This window comes from Pedobacter cryoconitis (assembly GCF_014200595.1).
Classification (GTDB): domain Bacteria; phylum Bacteroidota; class Bacteroidia; order Sphingobacteriales; family Sphingobacteriaceae; genus Pedobacter; species Pedobacter cryoconitis_C.
Window position 1 is genome coordinate 924,431 of the sequence record NZ_JACHCG010000001.1, and the last position, 17,335, is coordinate 941,765.

Below are 17,335 nucleotides of genomic sequence, written 5' to 3' on the forward strand. Positions count from 1 at the left end.
CCCCTTTCTAATTCAATTTTTTTTATAAGTCTGTTTAATATTAAACAGGCAATCAAATGATGTAATGCATTTTTGCGGCATATCGGAGCTTTCTGACAGCTCCGGAGTTGCGGGAAACGCGTATACATCGCTATTAAAACAATACAATATGAAATTATTTTTAGCCGTACTCGTATTAGCTACAGGAGCAGTTGCCTGTACCCAAACTCCAAATTATAAAACAGAAAGAGATGAAGTCATGAAATTTCATGATGTGGTGATGGAAGATCATGGTATACTGGTTAACAACCAGATGAGGCTGGATTCTATGCTGAAAGAAATGCCTGCATTGAAAGCCAGATTTCCCTCTACCGATACTTTAAAAGAAAAAGTAGTGATGAAAGCAACGCTGGACAGGTTAAACGTTGCTGAAGAACTGATGAATGACTGGATGCACAAGTTTGAACCTGATGTAACCGGTAAATCCAATGAAGATGCCATTAAATATTTTAAAGCTGAACGGATTAAAATCGGGAAGATCGATAGTTTGTATAAAGCTGAAATTCAATCCTCCGATGCTTACCTGAAACAATTCAAGAAATAATGGGAAGAAGATTAATATACCTGTTTCTGCTGCTGGCAGTAGTAACAGGCTGCAAAGATAAAACGAAAAGACTGCCTTTCCTGCAACAGGATATCACAGGTACTGATACGACCTACCGGACTATTCCAGCTTTCAGGTTTCTGAATCAGGATAGCGCTGTGGTGACCAATAAAGATTTTGACGGCACTATTTATGTCGCTGATTTCTTTTTTACTTCCTGCCCTACAATCTGCCCCACCATGCACCGCAACCTGTTAAAAGTATATCAGAAGTACTTAAACAATCCAGAAGTGAAATTGGCTTCACATACCATTGATGTGAAATATGATACACCTTCAAGAATGAAAGCTTATGCTACTAAATTGGGTATTAAAGGTACGCAGTGGGAATTTTTATGGGGAACCAAAGAGCAAACTTATGCTTTGGCTGAACGTAATTACCTGGTCTCTGTAGGACAGGACAAGGCCGCACCTGGTGGTTTCATTCATCAGGGCTATCTTGTGCTGGTAGATAAGGACAAAAGGATCAGAGGCGCTTACGATGGAACAGTAGATGCCCAGGTAGAACAGCTCATGAAGGATATGGATATCCTGCTGGCAGAATATAAACACTAACATGGGCACCGCAAATCTTAGCCGGACGGTGAAAAGGAACATGTATTCCTGGCACCGTATCCTTGGGATTATAACCATCATTCCAGTGATTTTCTGGACATGCTCTGGTTTAAGTCATCCCATCATAGCACACTGGTTCAAATTGCAGATCGCTCATGAATATATTAAACCCAAACCGATCAATAGAGAGCAAGTCAAACTGTCTGTTAATGAGGTGTTACAGAAAAACGGGATTAATTTACTCCGGAATTTCAGGTTAATAGACTTTCAGGGAAAGACCTTTTACCAGGTTAAAGACCGTAAGAATCAAATTCAATATTTTTCTGCTGCCGACGGGGTAAAACTGGTGGATGGAGAGCGTTTATACGCGGAATATCTGAGCCGGTATTTTCTGGGGGACAGTACTTCTAAAATTGTATCTGTTACACAGCTCACCAATTTTACAGATGAATATAAGTATATCAACCGCCTGCTTCCGGTATGGAAGGTCAGCTTTGATCGGAAAGATCATATGGATGTTTATGTGGAAACCTCTCAAAGCAGGCTGGCTAATTACAATGATACCAACAGGAAAGTTTTTCTATGGGTATTCAGTAATTTCCATAGTTATGAATTCATCGCTAAAATTACGAATAACACCGCCAGATATGCGCTGATTCTTTTGCTGGCCTCGATCGTTATCTTTTCTACTTTAAGCGGATTATTGATCTATGGTTTTTTATGGAAGAAGTTTAAAAAGCCTGTTACCGGACAAAAGGTAGGTTTTCTGAGGAAGTATCACCGGGCTATCGGGATCTGGACTTCTTTGGTTACCCTGACCTTTATGGGCTCGGGATTTTACCATGCGACACATAAATTTACACCAGATGACCGGATCAATTATGTTTTTGAGCCCGAAGTAAAGGCACGTGACCTGATGGTTGCTTCCACTGCTTTACCGTTGAACTGGGAGCAGGTGAGTAATATTTCACTAGCCAGATTTAATGATAAAACTTATTATCTGGTTTACCTCATCAAAAAGGAAAATGATAGCTGGAAAAAACAACAGGTGGCAAAAGCTGAAACTATGTTTGGCGAGAAAGCTAAAAAGACAAAACCTGATATTGCCTGTTATGATGCCGCTAACGGACAACTCTTACCAGACGGGATTATGGAGTATAGTTATAGCCTGGTTAAACATTTTGTAGCTCAGGGAGCTGCTGATGGAGAAGCTGCTTGTTGTGAAATGATGGCCAATGCAGCAGCTGATGAATCTGCTCCGCTGATTATCTCTTCTTCAGACTATCTGACCAAATTTGATAACGATTATGGTTTTGTCAATAAGCGTTTACCAGTTTTGAAAATAGCTTTAAGTACGCCACAACATCTTACTTATTATCTGGAAACCGCTACTGGAAGATTAGCGGCGAAAGTTCAGGATTCGGACAGAAGAGAGGGCTTAAGCTTTGCCGTATTCCATAAATTTTTGCTGGTAGACTTTGCAGGTAAAAACTTCAGGGATTTTCTGACTGCTTTTTCAGCATTTGGTGTCCTGGTGGTAAGTGTTTTAGGATTAATCCTCTTCATTAAAACTAAATAGGGAAAACAAATTAATTTAATAATCGTTTTAAATAGACAGCTGTTTAAACATGCGTAATCATTTGCCAGGTTTAAACAGCTTTTTCAAATAACCCTATTTACTACGATGAAATTATTCAAAAGCTTTTTACCTATCGTTCTGTTATTTGCAGGCACACAGACCCTGAGCGCACAATTCAAACTTGCGCCATTACCCTATGCTTACAACGCACTGGAACCTGCTATAGATAAGCAGACTATGGAAATACATTACACTAAACATCATCAGGGGTATGTAACCAATTTAAATGCTGCTGTAAAAGGTACTGCTGCAGAAGGTAAAACACTGGCACAAATATTAGCTGTGGCTTCTACTTACCCTGCTGCTATCCGTAACAATGCCGGCGGACACTATAACCACTCCTTATTCTGGCAGATTATGGCTCCTAAACCAAAACCTGCATCACCTGAGTTTTTAAAGGAAATAGATGCAAATTTCGGTACTATGGAAAAATTTAAAGCTGCCTTTGCTGATAGCGCTGCGAAACGTTTCGGTTCAGGCTGGGCATGGTTGATTGTACAGAATGGAAAATTGAAGATTACAACCACTCCAAACCAGGATAATCCATTGATGGATGCAGTAGCTGAAAAAGGCCGTCCAATTTTAGCATTGGATGTTTGGGAACATGCTTATTACCTGAAATATCAAAATAAACGTGCAGACTATATAACTGCCTGGTGGACAGTAGTGAACTGGCCGGAAGTGGAACGCAGATATAACGAAGTTGTAAAAAAATAATCATCCTATGAAAGCTGTCCCAATGGGGCGGCTTTTATTTTATCAAAAATATTATGGCAAAAACAGTAGCAGCGAAATTGGTAGAGATACTAATTCAGGCAGGGGTTAAGCGTGTACATGGTTTAGTTGGCGATTCCCTGAATGGAATTGTAGACGAGATCCGTAATTCTAAAGACATTGAATGGATTCATTACCGGCATGAAGAAGCGGCGGCATTTGCTGCTGGCGCTGAAGCGCAGTTAACAGGTAAATTAGCAGTTTGTGCAGGGAGCTGTGGCCCCGGAAATATGCACCTGATTAATGGTTTATATGATGCACATAAAAGTAATGCACCGGTACTTGCCATTGCAGCGCATATCCCAAGCGAGCAGGTCGGCACTTCTTATTTTCAGGAGACGCGTCCGGAATCTTTGTTCCGCGAATGCAGTTATTACTGCGAAACAATAGCTTCGGCAAGACAGATGCCCAGAGTTTTACAAATCGCGATGCAGCATGCCATAGGGCAGAATGGGGTAGCGGTTATCAGTTTATCTGGTGATGTGGCCATGGAGAAAATGGAGAATGAGGAATTAGATCATCCTTTGTTTGTTAGTCGTCCGGCGATCCGTCCTGCTGATGAAGAATTGCAAAAGCTGGCGCAGTTTATTAATGAGGCTAAAAAAGTCACTTTATTATGCGGTGCGGGCTGTAGAGATGCACATGATGAATTGCTGGCATTTGCAGGTAAAATCAAATCGCCAATTGTACATGCATTAAGAGGAAAAGAACACGTTCAGTATGACAATCCTTACGATGTCGGGATGACGGGGTTAATTGGTATTTCTTCAGGTTATCATGCAGTAGAAGAAAGCGATTTGCTGTTAATGCTGGGTACTGATTTTCCTTACAAAGAATGGTTTCCTTCAAAAGCCAAAATCATACAAATAGATATCAGGCCGGAAAGATTAGGGCGCAGATGTAAACTGGATCTTGGCTTAACCGGAGATGTCAGGGAAACAATTAAGTCTTTACTGCCTTTCGTAGAAGAAGTAACTGATGTTGCTTTTTTAGAGAAATGTCAGCAGCGTTATAAAGAGAACAGGAAAAACCTGATGGGGCATGCACAAATGGTCTCAGGTAAAGCTATTCATCCTGAATATTTAACCCGTATATTAAGTGAGCAAGCGGCTGATAATGCAATCTTCACGGCAGATGTTGGTACGCCAACGGTATGGGCGGCACGTTATGTGGATATGAAAAAAGGCAGAAAGCTGATTGGTTCTTTTAACCATGGGTCAATGGCGAGTGCTATGCCACAGGCAATTGGCGCACAGGTTGCCTTTCCCGAAAGACAAGTAATTTCTCTATCCGGAGATGGTGGCTTTGCGATGCTGATGGGTGATATTTTAACAATCTATCAATATGATCTGCCAGTAAAAATCATTGTCTATAACAATAGTTCTCTTGGTTTTGTGGCGATGGAGATGAAAGTGATCGGAATGCCTCCTTTTGGTACAGACCTTAAAAACCCTGACTTCGCAAAGATGGCGCAGGCTATTGGGATCAGAGGAATCAGGGTAGAAGAGGCAGAAGGGGTAGAGGCCGCTATTGCAGCGGCATTAGCCCATCCCGGGCCAGTATTAGTTGATGTTGTTGTTAATCAGGCAGAACTGTCAATGCCACCTAAAATAGATTTTGAACAGGCTAAAGGATTTGGAATTTACATGCTGAAACAAACACTGAATGGTGATGGAAAAGAAGTGTGGGATACGATCAGTTCAAATTTTTTAGGTAAATAGCACCCATGAATGTATTTATAACCAGAGTAATTCCCGAATCAGGTCTGCGCTTGCTGGAAGAGGCAGGGTTGAAAATTAAACAATGGACACAGCAGCGGAATATGACCCGTGATGAGTTAATTGCAGAATGCTCCTGGGCAGATGCATTGCTAAGTGCAGGACAGCGGCTGGATCAGGAGTTTCTGGAGGCAAGTGCACATCTGAAAGTAATTGCATTACATTCTGTAGGCTATGACAATGTAGACATTGAAACAGCAACAAGGCTTAAAATACCAGTAGGTAACACCCCTGGTGTTTTAAGCGGGGCAACTGCCGATACTGCTTTTCTGCTTATGATGGCTGCGGCAAGGAATGCTTTTTATATGAACCGTAAGATTACTAATGGGGAATGGGGCTTTTTTGAACCGACAGCTAATTTAGGGAAGGAACTGAATGGTTGTACTTTAGGCGTTTTTGGCTTAGGGAAAATAGGAACAGAAATGGCTAAACGCTGTGCAGGAGCTTTTGGCATGAAAATCATTTACCATAACCGGAGCAGAAATGAAGAGGCTGAAAATCTGCTGGATGCAGAACTGGTTTCTTTTGAAGAGTTGTTAGCGCAAAGTGATGTACTGACTGTGCATACCGCATTAACTCCGGAAACGGAGGGTAAGTTTGATCTTGCAGCCTTTAAACAAATGAAACCGGGTTCAATTTTTATCAATACTGCCAGAGGGTCAATTCATAACGAGGCAGATTTAATTGGGGCATTGGAAAGTAAAACGATTTGGGGAGCTGGTTTGGATGTAACCAATCCTGAGCCGATGCATCCGGATAACCGTTTACTGTTTATGCCTAATGTAGCTGTATTGCCTCATATTGGTTCAGCAACAGAAGGTACAAGGAATGCGATGGCGAGGCTTGCTGCGGAGAATATTATTGCAGTATCCAAAGGGGAGAAGCCTCCCTTTCTGGTTAATCCTGAGGTTTATAAGGAAAATTAATGTCCTTCATGCAGATGGATATGAGTTTTTAAATGCTCAACCTCATGTTGCAGGTGTTTCACCTTTTGTAACAGGTTCATGATCGCATCGATCCCTTCAATGTTGATCTCTAAATCATAATGGAAATGGACATAACGGTCCATTTCCATTAATTGTTCAAAATGTAAGAATTTATTTCCGTCAATTATGGTCAGTACGATTAATCCGGACTCTTCCAGTTTTTGAATAAACGAAGGGTCAATGGCATAATTAACACAGTAATCTCTTATAGTTATTAATTCGTTTTCCATAGGATATTGAATTATTCCATTATTTCGACAGTTCCTGAAGTTCTTTAAATAGTTCTTTTTGTTTTTCTGTCAGGCTTGTTGGTATATTAACTGTATAAGTTATAAAAAGGTTTCCAAATTCTCCTTCTTTCTTGTAAACAGGAAATCCTTTGCCTTTCAGTCTTATTTTTGTTCCGTTCTGAGTACCTTCTGGTACTTTTAGCTTTACTTTTCCACTTAAGGTGTCAATCGTAGCTTCTCCCCCCAGTAAAGCAGTATACAGGTCTATTTCCTTCGTTAAGTAAAGATCGTCGCCCAATCTCTTAAAAATAGGGTCATCAGTGATCGTTATCGTAATAAAAAGATCTCCGGCAGGCCCGTTGTTTGCGCCCGCGCCACCCTGACCTTTCAGTTTAATGACCTGTCCATTGGCAATACCGGCAGGAATAGAAATCCTTAAGTTTTTGCCATTTACCGTAATGGTAGGTTTATGTGTTTCTGCCGCTTCTCTGAAAGAGATTTGCAGAGAAGCCTGTAAATCCTGTCCTCTGAATTTTGCCGCATTTCTTTGCTGTCTGCCGCCGCCACCAAACATGGATTCAAAGAAATCTGAGAAATCGCCGCCGCCAAAGTCTGAGCCGCCACCAAATCCGCCGCCAAAACCACCTGAACCACCGCGTCTGCCACCGCCACCAAAAGGGTTACCTTGCTGCTGGGCCTGATCTGCATGTTTCCAGTTTTCACCGTATTCATCATATTTCTTGCGCTTATCAGGATCACTCAATGCTTCATTCGCTTCATTGATCTGCTGAAATAACTTATTTGCTTCTTTGTCTTCGGGATTTAAATCTGGATGATATTTACGTGCAAGTTTCCTGTACGCTTTCTTTATCTCATCCTGCGTTGCTTTTTTATCCACGCCCAGGATTTTGTAATAATCAATGTATGCCATAGTAAAAATATCAGTATTGCAAATTTACGCTTTATATAGATAACAACGTTAAATTGATTTTGAATAAGATTTTAGTCCGATGCACAAAATGATAACGTTATTATTACAATTGAAGGGGAAATTGAAGGATTGAACAAAGTGAACCGATTCAGGCTAGTTGAGGTGAGTAAAGGCCATTTTAGCATATTTAATCGCGATAAAAGCAGTGTATACAGCATAAGCATCAGGTTTCAATTAGCTGTGATGAAATAAAATATCGGGGAGACAGTTGAGACTGTTTCATTAATAGTTTTTATTTTTCTAGCTTGGCTATCTAAACAAAAAAACAAAATGAAACCCCTCTCTATAAAGGATATCGCAAAGAAGGCTAATGTATCTATTACTACTGTCTCTTTCATATTGAATGGTAAGGCAGAGAAAATGCGTATTAGCCAGGACATGATTACAAAAGTCGAGGCAATTATTAAGGAAGTGGGCTTCCGGCCAAACCAGGTCGCGAGAAGTCTGCGCACAGGGAATACCAATACAATAGGATTAATTGTAGAAGATATTTCTAATCCGTTTTTCGCTGCCATCGCAAGGTTGATTGAGGATAAAGCTTACAAACATGGTTATAAGATTATCTACTCGAGTACTGAAAATAACCTGGACAAGGCGAAAGGCCTGATCCGGATGTTTAAGTCCAGGCAGGTAGATGGTTATATCATCGCACCGATGGTGGGTATGGAAGAAGATATTCGCGAACTGCTTTCTGACCGTACTCCGGTAGTGGTATTTGACCGTCATTTACCAGGACTGGAAGTGAGCAGTGTTTTGGTAGACAATATAAAAGGAACTTATATGGCTACTGATTCCTTAATTGTTAAAGGAATGAAAAACATCGCTTTCGTGACTGTTGATGTTGATGTAGAGCAGATCAAAGACCGTTATAAAGGTTATGAACAGGCGCTGAAGGCAAATAAGATTAAAATCAATCCAAAACTTTGCAAGCTGATTTCATTCAGCAATACTGCGGATGAAACCACTGCTGAGCTGACTCAGTTTTTTACGGATAACCCGGAAATTGATGCCGTACTTTTTGCGACAAATTATCTGGCTGTAAGAGGCTTGTTTAGTTTCAGAGAAATGAATAAAAAGTTGAATGGCTCATTTAAAGTCATTGCTTATGATGACCATGATATTTTTAAACTGCATTCTCCGACAATCAGTGCAGTCGATCAGCCGATAGAGGAAATTGCTGAGAACGTAATTAACTTTGTTTTAAAAGAGCTGGCTTCGGTAGATTCTTTTGAGAAAAAGGAATTGAATAACGTGGTGTTATCGTCCAGACTGATTGAAAGATAAATAAAAATGAAACCTAAATAAAAAAACGGAAGATATCTTCCGCTTTTTTATTTAAAGTTGGCTTGGTTTACGCTTGTAAATCGTCCATTAATGATTTTATTTTAACACCTAGTGCTGCATCAACTGTTTTAAACTGTGCTTTATCTGCTAATGGAGCATTTACACTGCAATAGAACTTGATTTTAGGCTCTGTACCTGAAGGACGGGCAGAAACAATGCTTCCGTCTTCAGTAATAAATTGCAGTACATCAGAGACAGGGAAATCAAGTTTCGTTTTCTCTTTCGTATCTAAATTAGTTTCCACACCCAGTTCGTAATCTTTTAAAGTTTTTACTTTAGAGCCTCCAAGTTCCAATGGCGGGTTATTTCTGAATTTCTCCATCATGGCTTTAATCTCTTCAGCACCGCTTTTCCCTTTTTTAGTCAGAGAAACCAATTCTTCTTTATACAAGCCGTATTCTACATACATATCCAGCATGGCATCATATAAACTGCTGCCTTTATCTTTATAGAAAGCAGTCATCTCAGCGATGAAAGCACAGGAAATAATCGCGTCTTTATCTCTTACCAGCTCACCGATCAGGTAACCGTAACTTTCTTCTCCACCACCAATAAAGGTTTTCTTGCCTTGCAGGCTGGTGATCAGATGTCCGATATGTTTGAACCCGGTCAGGGTATTAAAATATTCAACGTTTTTAGCTTTGGCAATTTCTTCAACAAGGTTAGTGGTTACGATAGTTTTAACAATATACTGGTTACCATCTAATTTACCTTTTTCCTGCCATGCAGTAAGCAGATAGTTGATTAATAAACTACCAGTCTGATTTCCGTTAAGCAATACAAATTCTCCGTCATTATTTTTAACAGCGATACCAACACGGTCTGCATCAGGGTCTGTTGCCAGAACCAGGTCCGCATCAATTTCTTTCGCTTTGTTTAAAGCTAAAGTCATTGCTTCTTTTTCTTCCGGATTAGGATAAACTACTGTAGGGAAGTTTCCGTCTGGTGTACTTTGTTCTTTAACCAAAGTCAAATTGGTGAAGCCAAATTGAGCTAATGCTTTAGGAACTAAAGTGATTCCTGTACCGTGAATCGGAGAGTAAACTATTTTAAGGTCTTTTTGTCTGGCGATTGCTTCCGGAGAAACAGAAAGTGCAGTAATCTGATCAAGATATAAAGTGTCGATTTCCTCGCCGATCAGTTCGACAAGTTTCTCATTACGCTCAAATTTAACCTCATCAATGCTTTTGATATTGGCAACTTCGTCCATCACCATATTATCATCAGGAGAAGTAAATTGTCCTCCGTCCGCACCGTAAGCTTTGTATCCGTTATATTCTTTAGGGTTATGTGAAGCAGTAAGCATTACACCGCTGCGGCATCCTAAGTGTCTGATAGCGAATGAAAGTTCAGGAGTAGGGCGTAATTCTTTGAAGAAGTATACATGGATTCCATTAGCGGAAAATACATCAGCAGTAATCTTAGCGAAAAAGTCTGATTGATTTCTGCTGTCATGGGCAATAGCTACTTTAATTTGCTCTCCGGGATATTTTTTCAGCAGATAGTTACTCAGGCCTTGCGTGGCTGTACCAATCGTGTATTTATTTATCCTGTTAGAACCAGCTCCCATTATACCGCGGAGTCCGCCTGTACCAAATTCCAGACTTCTGTAAAAGGCATCTACTAATTCTGTAGACGCTTCACTGTCTATTAGTTTCTGGATTTCTTCTTTTGTTTGTTGGTCATAATTGCCATTAAGCCACTCGTTAATGGTGTTTTGTATTGCTGCTTCTAATTGCATGTTCTCCGTTAATATTTGATTATTCTGGTCTATAAACAAAAGAAAGGGTATGGATGTTTTTAAGATCTGTTTTTTAATTCCGGATCCTCCAAATTTAATTTTGTTTATAGCATGATTATTAAGCGCGTTTTATTAATTTCACGCCCTAATGCAATTATATACCAAATTAATTGAATTAAAAATATCTGCTACAAATAAATTAACTGTAGATGGAGTTTTTAGTTTAATTATTAACCCAATTTAGAAACATGAAGATATTAAAGTTTGGCGGAACTTCTGTCGGAAGCCCCGAGCGGATGACGAAATTGCTGGATATTATCAATCCGGCTGAAGAGCAAATTGTAGTTTTATCAGCAGTGTCTGGTACAACCAATGGTTTAGTAGAAATTTCAGGCAAACTTTTAAAGGAAGATAAACAGGGGGCGTTAATTTTAATTAACGCCCTAAATCAAAAATATAATGAATTTGTCATTGAGCTTCTTCCTGAGGGTGATTTCAGGGAACAGGGACAGGAAGTGGTGGATTACCATTTTCAGTTTTTAGCTGGCCTGGTCAACGACATTTTCACACCTGTAGAAGAGAAAGTAGTTTTAGCGCAGGGCGAATTATTATCCACTACACTTTATCATATTTATTTGAAATCTATTGGCGTGCCTTCGGTATTATTACCAGCGCTTGATTTCATGAAGATTGATGAAGATAATGAGCCTGATATTCCTTTTGCGACGGCGAACCTTAAACCTTTACTGGAGAAACATAAGGGCAATAAATTATTTATTACGCAGGGTTTTATTTGCAGAAATAGCTTCGGTGAGGTAGATAATCTTCGCCGTGGTGGAAGTGATTATACGGCTTCTCTGATTGGTGCTGCTATTTTAGCGGAGGAAGTACAGATCTGGACGGATATCGACGGAATGCATAACAATGATCCAAGGATTGTAAAGGGGACGAAACCAATTTCTCATCTTTCTTTTGATGAGGCTGCGGAGCTTGCTTATTTCGGGGCTAAAATCCTTCATCCTCAGTCGGTATTTCCGGCACAGAAATATAAAATTCCGGTAAGGTTATTAAATACAATGGAGCCTTCTGCTGCGGGAACATTGATTTCTGCGGAGAGTGAGAAGGGAAAAATCAAATCTATTGCTGCTAAGGATGGTTTGATTGCTATCAGGGTCCAGTCGAGCCGTATGCTTTTAGCCTATGGTTTCTTAAGAAGGGTATTCGAGATTTTTGAGCGTTATAAGACTCCGATTGATATGATTACAACTTCGGAGGTTGCTGTTTCTTTAACAATAGATTTCACGGATAACCTGGATAAAATTGTAGAGGAGCTGCATGCTTTTGGCTCTGTAGATATAGACAGGGAGCAAACGATTGTTTGTGTAGTGGGTGATTTTGGTGCGAGCAAGCATGGTTTTGCGTCAAGAGTGCTTGATTCTATCAAACATATCCCTATCAGAATGATTTCTTATGGAGGAAGTAATTATAATATCTCTTTATTAGTGAATACGGGAGATAAAACAGAGGTACTGAGAAGTTTACATAACCGGATTTTTGAATAAAAACCGGATTATCTCTTTTTGAGGTAAGTAAGGACGGCTATAATAATAAAAATGAGTACGATAAAGAGCCTGACTCTTCTGTCGTATTCTTTTTTGTTGATTTTCTGACGTTGAAGATCGAAATAGTTGCCGAGGTAAATCAACAGCATTCCAATTAGACAAAATACAATAAGATATTTAAACATTATGTTTTCTAACAAAGATATAGCACAATTTGCAGATTTAGAAACGCCTTTTTATTATTATGACCTGAGTTTATTACAGCGCAGCTTAAGTGCTTGTGTTGAAGCTGCTAAGGTTTATGATTTTCATGTGCATTATGCGATGAAGGCGAATTTTAATGATACGCTGCTGAAAAAAATTAAAGAGGCTGGTTTGGGCGCTGATTGTGTAAGTGGCAATGAGGTGAAGAAGGCCGTTGAAATCGGTTTTGACAAGAAGCAGGTCGTATTTGCTGGTGTCGGTAAATCGGACAGAGAGATCAATGAGGCACTGGATCTGGATATTTTCTGCTTTAATGTAGAGTCTGTTCAGGAGTTAGAGGTGATCAATGCGCTTGCTGGAAAAAGAGGCAAGGTGGCCAAGGTTGCGATTCGTATCAATCCTAATGTGGACGCGCATACGCACCATAATATTACAACCGGACTGGATGAGAACAAGTTCGGGGTAAATTCATGGGATCTTCCTGCTTGTGCGGAGGTTTTAAAGGCTTCTGCAAATTTAGAGTTCATAGGTATACATTTCCATATTGGTTCACAGATCACGAATTTAGATGTTTTTAAGAATCTTTGTGTAAGGATCAACGAATTTGCGAAATGGTTTGAGGAGCGTGGGTTCCTGGTCAAGGTGTTGAATGTTGGTGGTGGATTGGGTATTGATTATCAGAATCCTGAGCAGCAGATTCCTGATTTTGTGGCTTATTTTAAGATTTTTAATGACTTTTTAGAGAAGAGACCAAATCAGGAAGTTCATTTTGAATTGGGCAGAGCGATTGTTGGTCAGTGTTCTTCGCTGGTTAGCAGAGTGCTTTATGTGAAGAATGGTAAGAGCAAGAATTTTATCATTCTGGATGCGGGAATGACGGAGTTAATGAGGCCGGCACTTTACCAGGCTTATCACCAGATCGAGAATTTGAGCAAACAGGATGGGGAAGCGAGTGTGAAGTATGATGTAGTAGGCCCGATTTGTGAAAGTACGGATTGCTTTGGGAAAGAGGTTTTGTTACAGGAGACGGAAAGAGGCGATTTAGTGGCGATCAGGAGTACGGGGGCTTATGGTGAAGTGATGAGTTCACATTATAATCTGAGGGAAAATGTAAGGGTGGCTTTTAGTGAGTAGGTTTTCCATATAGTATAAAAAAAGCAACAAGCCATATTTCTGCCGGCGTTCCTGAAGTAGGAACAAGGTCAGAAATATGGCTTGTTGTTTTTTTTATTCGTTAAGTTTTCAGGATTACCCTTTACATAACTAAAGAGACACCCTTTCATTTAAGTCAGTATAATAATTGTGAAGGAGGGATTTGTTGGTTAGGAGGGGAAAAAGTTTGGCTGGCTTGGAAAGGTTTTTGTTAGCGCTGAGGAGAAAAGGTTTGGTTGGCTTTGAGAAGAAAGATTTTTGTTAGCATTGAGCATAAAGGTTTTGATTTGCTTTGAAATGAAACGTTTGATGTCGTGAACTGTTCTGGGTCTATAAGTGGTCTAGGTTGAGAAGGGGTTGGTAAGGCTATTGGCCTTACCAACCCCTTCTCAACCTAGACCACAATAGGATGATGGACTTATCTCTATATTCAGGAGGCAGGTTTTAGTTTGTGCCGGATAAAAATGCTTTTCTATTACATCTATAATTGGATTATTCAGTAATCTTGGAGCGGGGATCTCAATAGCTGAGCGTCAATATAAAGTTGGTTGGTTTTCTGATTGGTTGAGTCCAATAAATACTTGAGTATTTGTTAAATTAAGTTTAGCACTATAAATAATATTAGATACAATATATGAGATCGTTTAAATTTTTAATTCCAGCGCTATCGTTTTTAGTAGTGGCTTGTAATTCTAACAGTAATTCCAATAAGGTTGAAACGCCTAAGGTTGTCGATAATAAATATTCGCTGGCTTATCAGCTGGAAGGGAAAATTGTGGCGGCGAATGCGGATACTTCAAAACAGATTTCTTTTGGTGGGGCTACTGATCCGGCAATCTCCCCGGACGGAAATAAGTTAGCTTATACGGTGAGTGATAGTTTGGGTAACAGGTCTGTCTGGGTTGCAGATATGGTCAGCAAAAGCCAGGCTCAGTTAAATGTGAGGAGTAAAAATTATTATCGGGCTGTGTGGTCTCCTTCGGGAGATATGGTCGCTTTTAGCATTTTTAATAAAAAATCACTTTGGAAGGTAGGTGTTATTAAGACGGATAATTCTGGCTATGTGATGTTAGATAGTGTGTCTAAGCTTAATGTTTATGCGCCAACGTGGAAGAATGAGAATCAGCTTATAGCTCAGGATCTTCAAAAGCTTTATACGTTTGATTTGACTGGAAAAGTCGTAGAAGCTGTAAACATTTCTGACCTGATTGGAAAGGATCTTTCTATTGCCAGCAATAATAGTTTCTTTTATAGTAAGGATGGAAAGAAACTGGTTTTTAATGCGGGTAATAAGGATATTTTACCGGGTTTAACCGGGCCGGGGGAAGCTGTTTATGTACTGGATCTTGCTTCAAAACAGGTGAAACGAATTTCTCCGGAAGGGGTGAGTGTGCCTTCTCTTTTTGTCACGGGAAATGATAAGGTTATTTATAGTGGTATGGAGAAGCCGTTTAAAGTTTCTAAAATATATGCTACTGATTTATCAGGAAGTGATATCAAAGTTGTAGTAGATAAGGGGAATAATCCAACTGCTAATTAGAGCTTAGTTATTATTTGACCTGATTTTATGGATTTAGAGAAGTATACTTTTGATAGCATTCCTGATGCTGAACGAACGGCAGAGGAAACGGTAACTGAATTTGTAATTGTTTACAATTGATGGGCTAAGGAATGTCATAATCTGGTCGTGGCTGATCGGGAGAAGCTGAATGAGCTAACTCAAAAGAATAGTATTGCAAGACAAACTTTACAGGAAATTTATAAAAAGTATTGTACTTCAAAGAATAGACAGTATCATCGGACTGGTACAGGATACTTTTTTTATGGTGGTACCTATAAGGCGGAGACGGCAATTGGAAGTTGTACGGAGTTGTCTAAAAATGAAGTGATGATTCAGACGGAAAAGATTAAATTCTTTTCACCTGTTAAAAGGTATTTAGTGGTGAAGCAGGGACAGGTTTGGAAGATAGATAGGGTGGAGAGTTTAAGTGGGAATAGGGTATGGGAGTTTGATATACTTTAGATAATTTCTTCATTTATAATAAAAAAAGCAACAGGCGATATTTCTGCCGACGTTCCAGAATCAGGAACAAGATCAGAAATATCGCCTGTTGCTTTTTTTGTTTATGGGGTTTTCTGGATGGTTTTAATACGTTAGTTAATAAGATTTGTTTTTTAAGATGTACTTATCTATTATATGTGTTGTAATCGGTTTCAGCCTTCTCTCACTATAGATTGGATGAAAACCATCTGAGGTATAAAATTCTAATCCTTCATAGGTTCTTACATACCACACTTTACCTAAAGAGTTCAATGTAAGCGTATCTGGATGCATGATTTTTTTTAAATGATTTAGTTTTACGGTATCCTTAGCAATTATTGCTACGTCATCGACCGTTTGTTCACAAGAAATTGCTTCGTAATGTTCACCCGTCCAGTACATACAGTTCTTATTATCTCTTATTAATATATAGGTAATACTGGCTATAGTAAATATGATTATCAATGAAATCGCAGCTTTTTCATTTCTTGATTTAGGTACTGCATGCTTTAGCCACTTATATCTTTCTATAAAAGCCAGGATTTTCTGGATTATAATCTGTTTAATCCTCTTAATACCTTTAATCTCCGGAGGAATTGGTGGATCCTTTTTGGTTGGTGGAATTGGATCAATTGGCTCGTCTATTGGAGGTGGAACCGGTGATTCTGGATCTTTTGGTGGAACTGGTACTGGAACCGGAACTGCGATCGGGTCTGGTGTTGGAACTGGAACCAGACTATTTCCTCCTCCAGATACAGGCATATTAATATAATCAAAATCATCTTTATAAGGCCGTGGTTCAAAATCTATCAGCCAAGCCAGAAGTTCAACATTTTTTGTCTCAGTAAAGTTCGTTTTTCTTTTTACAAAATTTATTAAAGGTCTGAATTTATCAATATCAATCGCTTTGATGTTACCGCTATAATTAATTGCATCTCCTTTTGACTCAAAAAATGATCTGAATAAATTTTCGTCCTTTTTCAAAGGTCTTTCCTCATAGACTCTAAGACATTCCTCTTTCAGTTTCGCTGGAGCTGGATGTATCAAATTAAAAGAAATAGCATTCGCTTTTTTCTTCTCCTCATAGGTAAGGATTACTTTTTCTTTGTAGTCGTCAAACATTCTCCAAAAATGTTAAATAAAATCAACCGGAATTTACGGAATCCCATAATCATTTCTGAAATCCAAATCGCATTTCCGGAATTCAAATAGCCATTTTCCGGAATTAAGCGGAATGATCGGAAATGCCGGAATTGTTTGATAGTTAGCTGATTACATCCCTATACATTTGTCTCAGCAATTAATCGAAACGTCGGTTAGCTACCGGAGTTAGTGCAAAAGATTGATTGCTAAATGAGATGAAAGAGCGGGGATTAGTAGCCGGTTTGGGAAGCAGTTATTAGCTCCCGCAATTGATTCTCACACACTTCCCAAAAATTTAAGAAGCGCTTCTTATTTCGAGTGTAGCTCTCCCTGTGATCAGTTTCCCGGGGAACTACAGAGTATTTAACCTTTAAATTTTTGAAAGATGTTTGAATTAATGATTGCCTTTTTATTGGGATTGGCATGCCCAGGATATAACACTACACATAGTACTCAGGACCCTACTCATACGAGTACAACAATGGGCAATGATCAGGACGATACAGGCGGAGAAGGTGGACACATTCCACCTAAATATCCATAGCCGATAAAA

The 17,335-nt window shown here is 39.4% G+C and carries 16 protein-coding genes; 12 read left to right on the forward strand and 4 right to left on the reverse strand.

The genetic code is table 11. The features are described from left to right. The first annotated feature begins 148 nt into the window (after positions 1 to 148). From HDE70_RS04165 to HDE70_RS04190, 6 genes are all read left to right on the forward strand, one after another. Positions 149 to 583 carry a hypothetical protein gene (locus HDE70_RS04165; RefSeq protein ID WP_183888182.1) on the forward strand — a complete coding sequence of 145 codons (435 nt, stop codon included), beginning with the start codon at positions 149 to 151 and terminating at the stop codon, positions 581 to 583. After that, complete coding sequence (locus HDE70_RS04170; RefSeq protein ID WP_183865430.1) at positions 583 to 1,197, forward strand: SCO family protein; 615 nt, start codon at positions 583 to 585, stop codon at positions 1,195 to 1,197. Before HDE70_RS04165 ends, HDE70_RS04170 begins: the two co-directional genes overlap by 1 nt. 1 nt (position 1,198) lies before the next feature. Further along, the gene (locus HDE70_RS04175) at positions 1,199 to 2,776 is read left to right on the forward strand and encodes a PepSY-associated TM helix domain-containing protein (protein WP_183888184.1); all 1,578 of its coding nucleotides are present in this window, start codon (positions 1,199 to 1,201) and stop codon (positions 2,774 to 2,776) included. A gap of 105 nt (positions 2,777 to 2,881) precedes the next feature. After that, entirely contained in the window at positions 2,882 to 3,553 is a 672-nt protein-coding gene (locus HDE70_RS04180) for a superoxide dismutase (protein ID WP_111635874.1), read from the forward strand. Between the two features lie 53 nt (positions 3,554 to 3,606). Continuing rightward, the gene (gene poxB / locus HDE70_RS04185) at positions 3,607 to 5,331 is read left to right on the forward strand and encodes a ubiquinone-dependent pyruvate dehydrogenase (protein ID WP_183888186.1); all 1,725 of its coding nucleotides are present in this window, start codon (positions 3,607 to 3,609) and stop codon (positions 5,329 to 5,331) included. A gap of 5 nt (positions 5,332 to 5,336) precedes the next feature. Then, positions 5,337 to 6,314 (forward strand): 2-hydroxyacid dehydrogenase, encoded by a 978-nt coding sequence (locus tag HDE70_RS04190; RefSeq protein WP_183888188.1) that lies wholly within the window; start codon positions 5,337 to 5,339, stop codon positions 6,312 to 6,314. On the opposite strand, the gene HDE70_RS04195 is transcribed toward HDE70_RS04190, so the two are convergent. Further along, complete coding sequence (locus HDE70_RS04195) at positions 6,311 to 6,604, reverse strand: chaperone modulator CbpM (protein ID WP_183865434.1); 294 nt, start codon at positions 6,602 to 6,604, stop codon at positions 6,311 to 6,313. The two genes, HDE70_RS04190 and HDE70_RS04195, sit on opposite strands and share 4 nt — an antisense overlap. A gap of 19 nt (positions 6,605 to 6,623) precedes the next feature. Beyond that, positions 6,624 to 7,535: a DnaJ C-terminal domain-containing protein gene (locus HDE70_RS04200; RefSeq protein WP_183865435.1), complete on the reverse strand. Its 912-nt coding sequence runs from the start codon at positions 7,533 to 7,535 to the stop codon at positions 6,624 to 6,626. Positions 7,536 to 7,865: 330 nt separating this feature from the next. Here HDE70_RS04200 and HDE70_RS04205 point away from each other — a divergent pair, with 330 nt between their 5' ends. Continuing rightward, positions 7,866 to 8,879: a LacI family DNA-binding transcriptional regulator gene (locus tag HDE70_RS04205; RefSeq protein ID WP_183865436.1), complete on the forward strand. Its 1,014-nt coding sequence runs from the start codon at positions 7,866 to 7,868 to the stop codon at positions 8,877 to 8,879. Positions 8,880 to 8,946: 67 nt separating this feature from the next. Here the strand turns inward: HDE70_RS04205 and HDE70_RS04210 are convergent, their stop codons facing one another. After that, positions 8,947 to 10,680, reverse strand: coding sequence for a phospho-sugar mutase (locus HDE70_RS04210; protein WP_183865438.1), 1,734 nt, complete (start codon positions 10,678 to 10,680; stop codon positions 8,947 to 8,949). A gap of 248 nt (positions 10,681 to 10,928) precedes the next feature. On the opposite strand from HDE70_RS04210, the gene HDE70_RS04215 reads away from it, so the two are divergent. The 4 genes from HDE70_RS04215 to HDE70_RS04230 all read left to right on the forward strand — a co-directional run bounded on the left by HDE70_RS04215 (position 10,929) and on the right by HDE70_RS04230 (position 15,621). Then, the gene (locus HDE70_RS04215; protein ID WP_183888190.1) at positions 10,929 to 12,242 is read left to right on the forward strand and encodes an aspartate kinase; all 1,314 of its coding nucleotides are present in this window, start codon (positions 10,929 to 10,931) and stop codon (positions 12,240 to 12,242) included. 186 nt (positions 12,243 to 12,428) lie between these two features. Continuing rightward, positions 12,429 to 13,580 carry a diaminopimelate decarboxylase gene (gene lysA / locus HDE70_RS04220; RefSeq protein ID WP_183865440.1) on the forward strand — a complete coding sequence of 384 codons (1,152 nt, stop codon included), beginning with the start codon at positions 12,429 to 12,431 and terminating at the stop codon, positions 13,578 to 13,580. 652 nt (positions 13,581 to 14,232) lie between these two features. Then, a complete protein-coding gene (locus HDE70_RS04225; protein ID WP_183865441.1) occupies positions 14,233 to 15,138 on the forward strand; it encodes a TolB family protein in 906 nt (301 codons plus the stop codon). A gap of 147 nt (positions 15,139 to 15,285) precedes the next feature. Next, positions 15,286 to 15,621 (forward strand): NTF2 fold immunity protein, encoded by a 336-nt coding sequence (locus HDE70_RS04230; protein ID WP_183865442.1) that lies wholly within the window; start codon positions 15,286 to 15,288, stop codon positions 15,619 to 15,621. A 135-nt stretch (positions 15,622 to 15,756) separates the two neighbouring features. Here the strand turns inward: HDE70_RS04230 and HDE70_RS04235 are convergent, their stop codons facing one another. Then, positions 15,757 to 16,761, reverse strand: a complete 1,005-nt coding sequence (locus HDE70_RS04235; RefSeq protein ID WP_183865443.1) for a hypothetical protein — start codon at positions 16,759 to 16,761, stop codon at positions 15,757 to 15,759. A 406-nt stretch (positions 16,762 to 17,167) separates the two neighbouring features. Here HDE70_RS04235 and HDE70_RS04240 point away from each other — a divergent pair, with 406 nt between their 5' ends. Next, the gene (locus HDE70_RS04240) at positions 17,168 to 17,326 is read left to right on the forward strand and encodes a hypothetical protein (RefSeq protein WP_183865444.1); all 159 of its coding nucleotides are present in this window, start codon (positions 17,168 to 17,170) and stop codon (positions 17,324 to 17,326) included. Positions 17,327 to 17,335 lie beyond the last annotated feature (9 nt).

What these genes read in the sequence shown, in the direction of transcription:
- HDE70_RS04165 (WP_183888182.1), top strand. Translation starts at nt 149, where the DNA reads ATGAAATTATTTTTAGCCGTACTCGTATTAGCTACAGGAGCAGTTGCC.
- HDE70_RS04180 (WP_111635874.1), top strand. Translation starts at nt 2,882, where the DNA reads ATGAAATTATTCAAAAGCTTTTTACCTATCGTTCTGTTATTTGCAGGC.
- HDE70_RS04205 (WP_183865436.1), top strand. Translation starts at nt 7,866, where the DNA reads ATGAAACCCCTCTCTATAAAGGATATCGCAAAGAAGGCTAATGTATCT.
- HDE70_RS04225 (WP_183865441.1), top strand. Translation starts at nt 14,233, where the DNA reads ATGAGATCGTTTAAATTTTTAATTCCAGCGCTATCGTTTTTAGTAGTG.
- HDE70_RS04215 (WP_183888190.1), top strand. Translation starts at nt 10,929, where the DNA reads ATGAAGATATTAAAGTTTGGCGGAACTTCTGTCGGAAGCCCCGAGCGG.
- HDE70_RS04175 (WP_183888184.1), top strand. Translation starts at nt 1,199, where the DNA reads ATGGGCACCGCAAATCTTAGCCGGACGGTGAAAAGGAACATGTATTCC.
- poxB (WP_183888186.1), top strand. Translation starts at nt 3,607, where the DNA reads ATGGCAAAAACAGTAGCAGCGAAATTGGTAGAGATACTAATTCAGGCA.
- lysA (WP_183865440.1), top strand. Translation starts at nt 12,429, where the DNA reads ATGTTTTCTAACAAAGATATAGCACAATTTGCAGATTTAGAAACGCCT.
- HDE70_RS04170 (WP_183865430.1), top strand. Translation starts at nt 583, where the DNA reads ATGGGAAGAAGATTAATATACCTGTTTCTGCTGCTGGCAGTAGTAACA.
- HDE70_RS04195 (WP_183865434.1), bottom strand. Translation starts at nt 6,604, where the DNA reads ATGGAAAACGAATTAATAACTATAAGAGATTACTGTGTTAATTATGCC.
- HDE70_RS04240 (WP_183865444.1), top strand. Translation starts at nt 17,168, where the DNA reads ATGTTTGAATTAATGATTGCCTTTTTATTGGGATTGGCATGCCCAGGA.
- HDE70_RS04190 (WP_183888188.1), top strand. Translation starts at nt 5,337, where the DNA reads ATGAATGTATTTATAACCAGAGTAATTCCCGAATCAGGTCTGCGCTTG.
- HDE70_RS04235 (WP_183865443.1), bottom strand. Translation starts at nt 16,761, where the DNA reads ATGTTTGACGACTACAAAGAAAAAGTAATCCTTACCTATGAGGAGAAG.
- HDE70_RS04210 (WP_183865438.1), bottom strand. Translation starts at nt 10,680, where the DNA reads ATGCAATTAGAAGCAGCAATACAAAACACCATTAACGAGTGGCTTAAT.
- HDE70_RS04200 (WP_183865435.1), bottom strand. Translation starts at nt 7,535, where the DNA reads ATGGCATACATTGATTATTACAAAATCCTGGGCGTGGATAAAAAAGCA.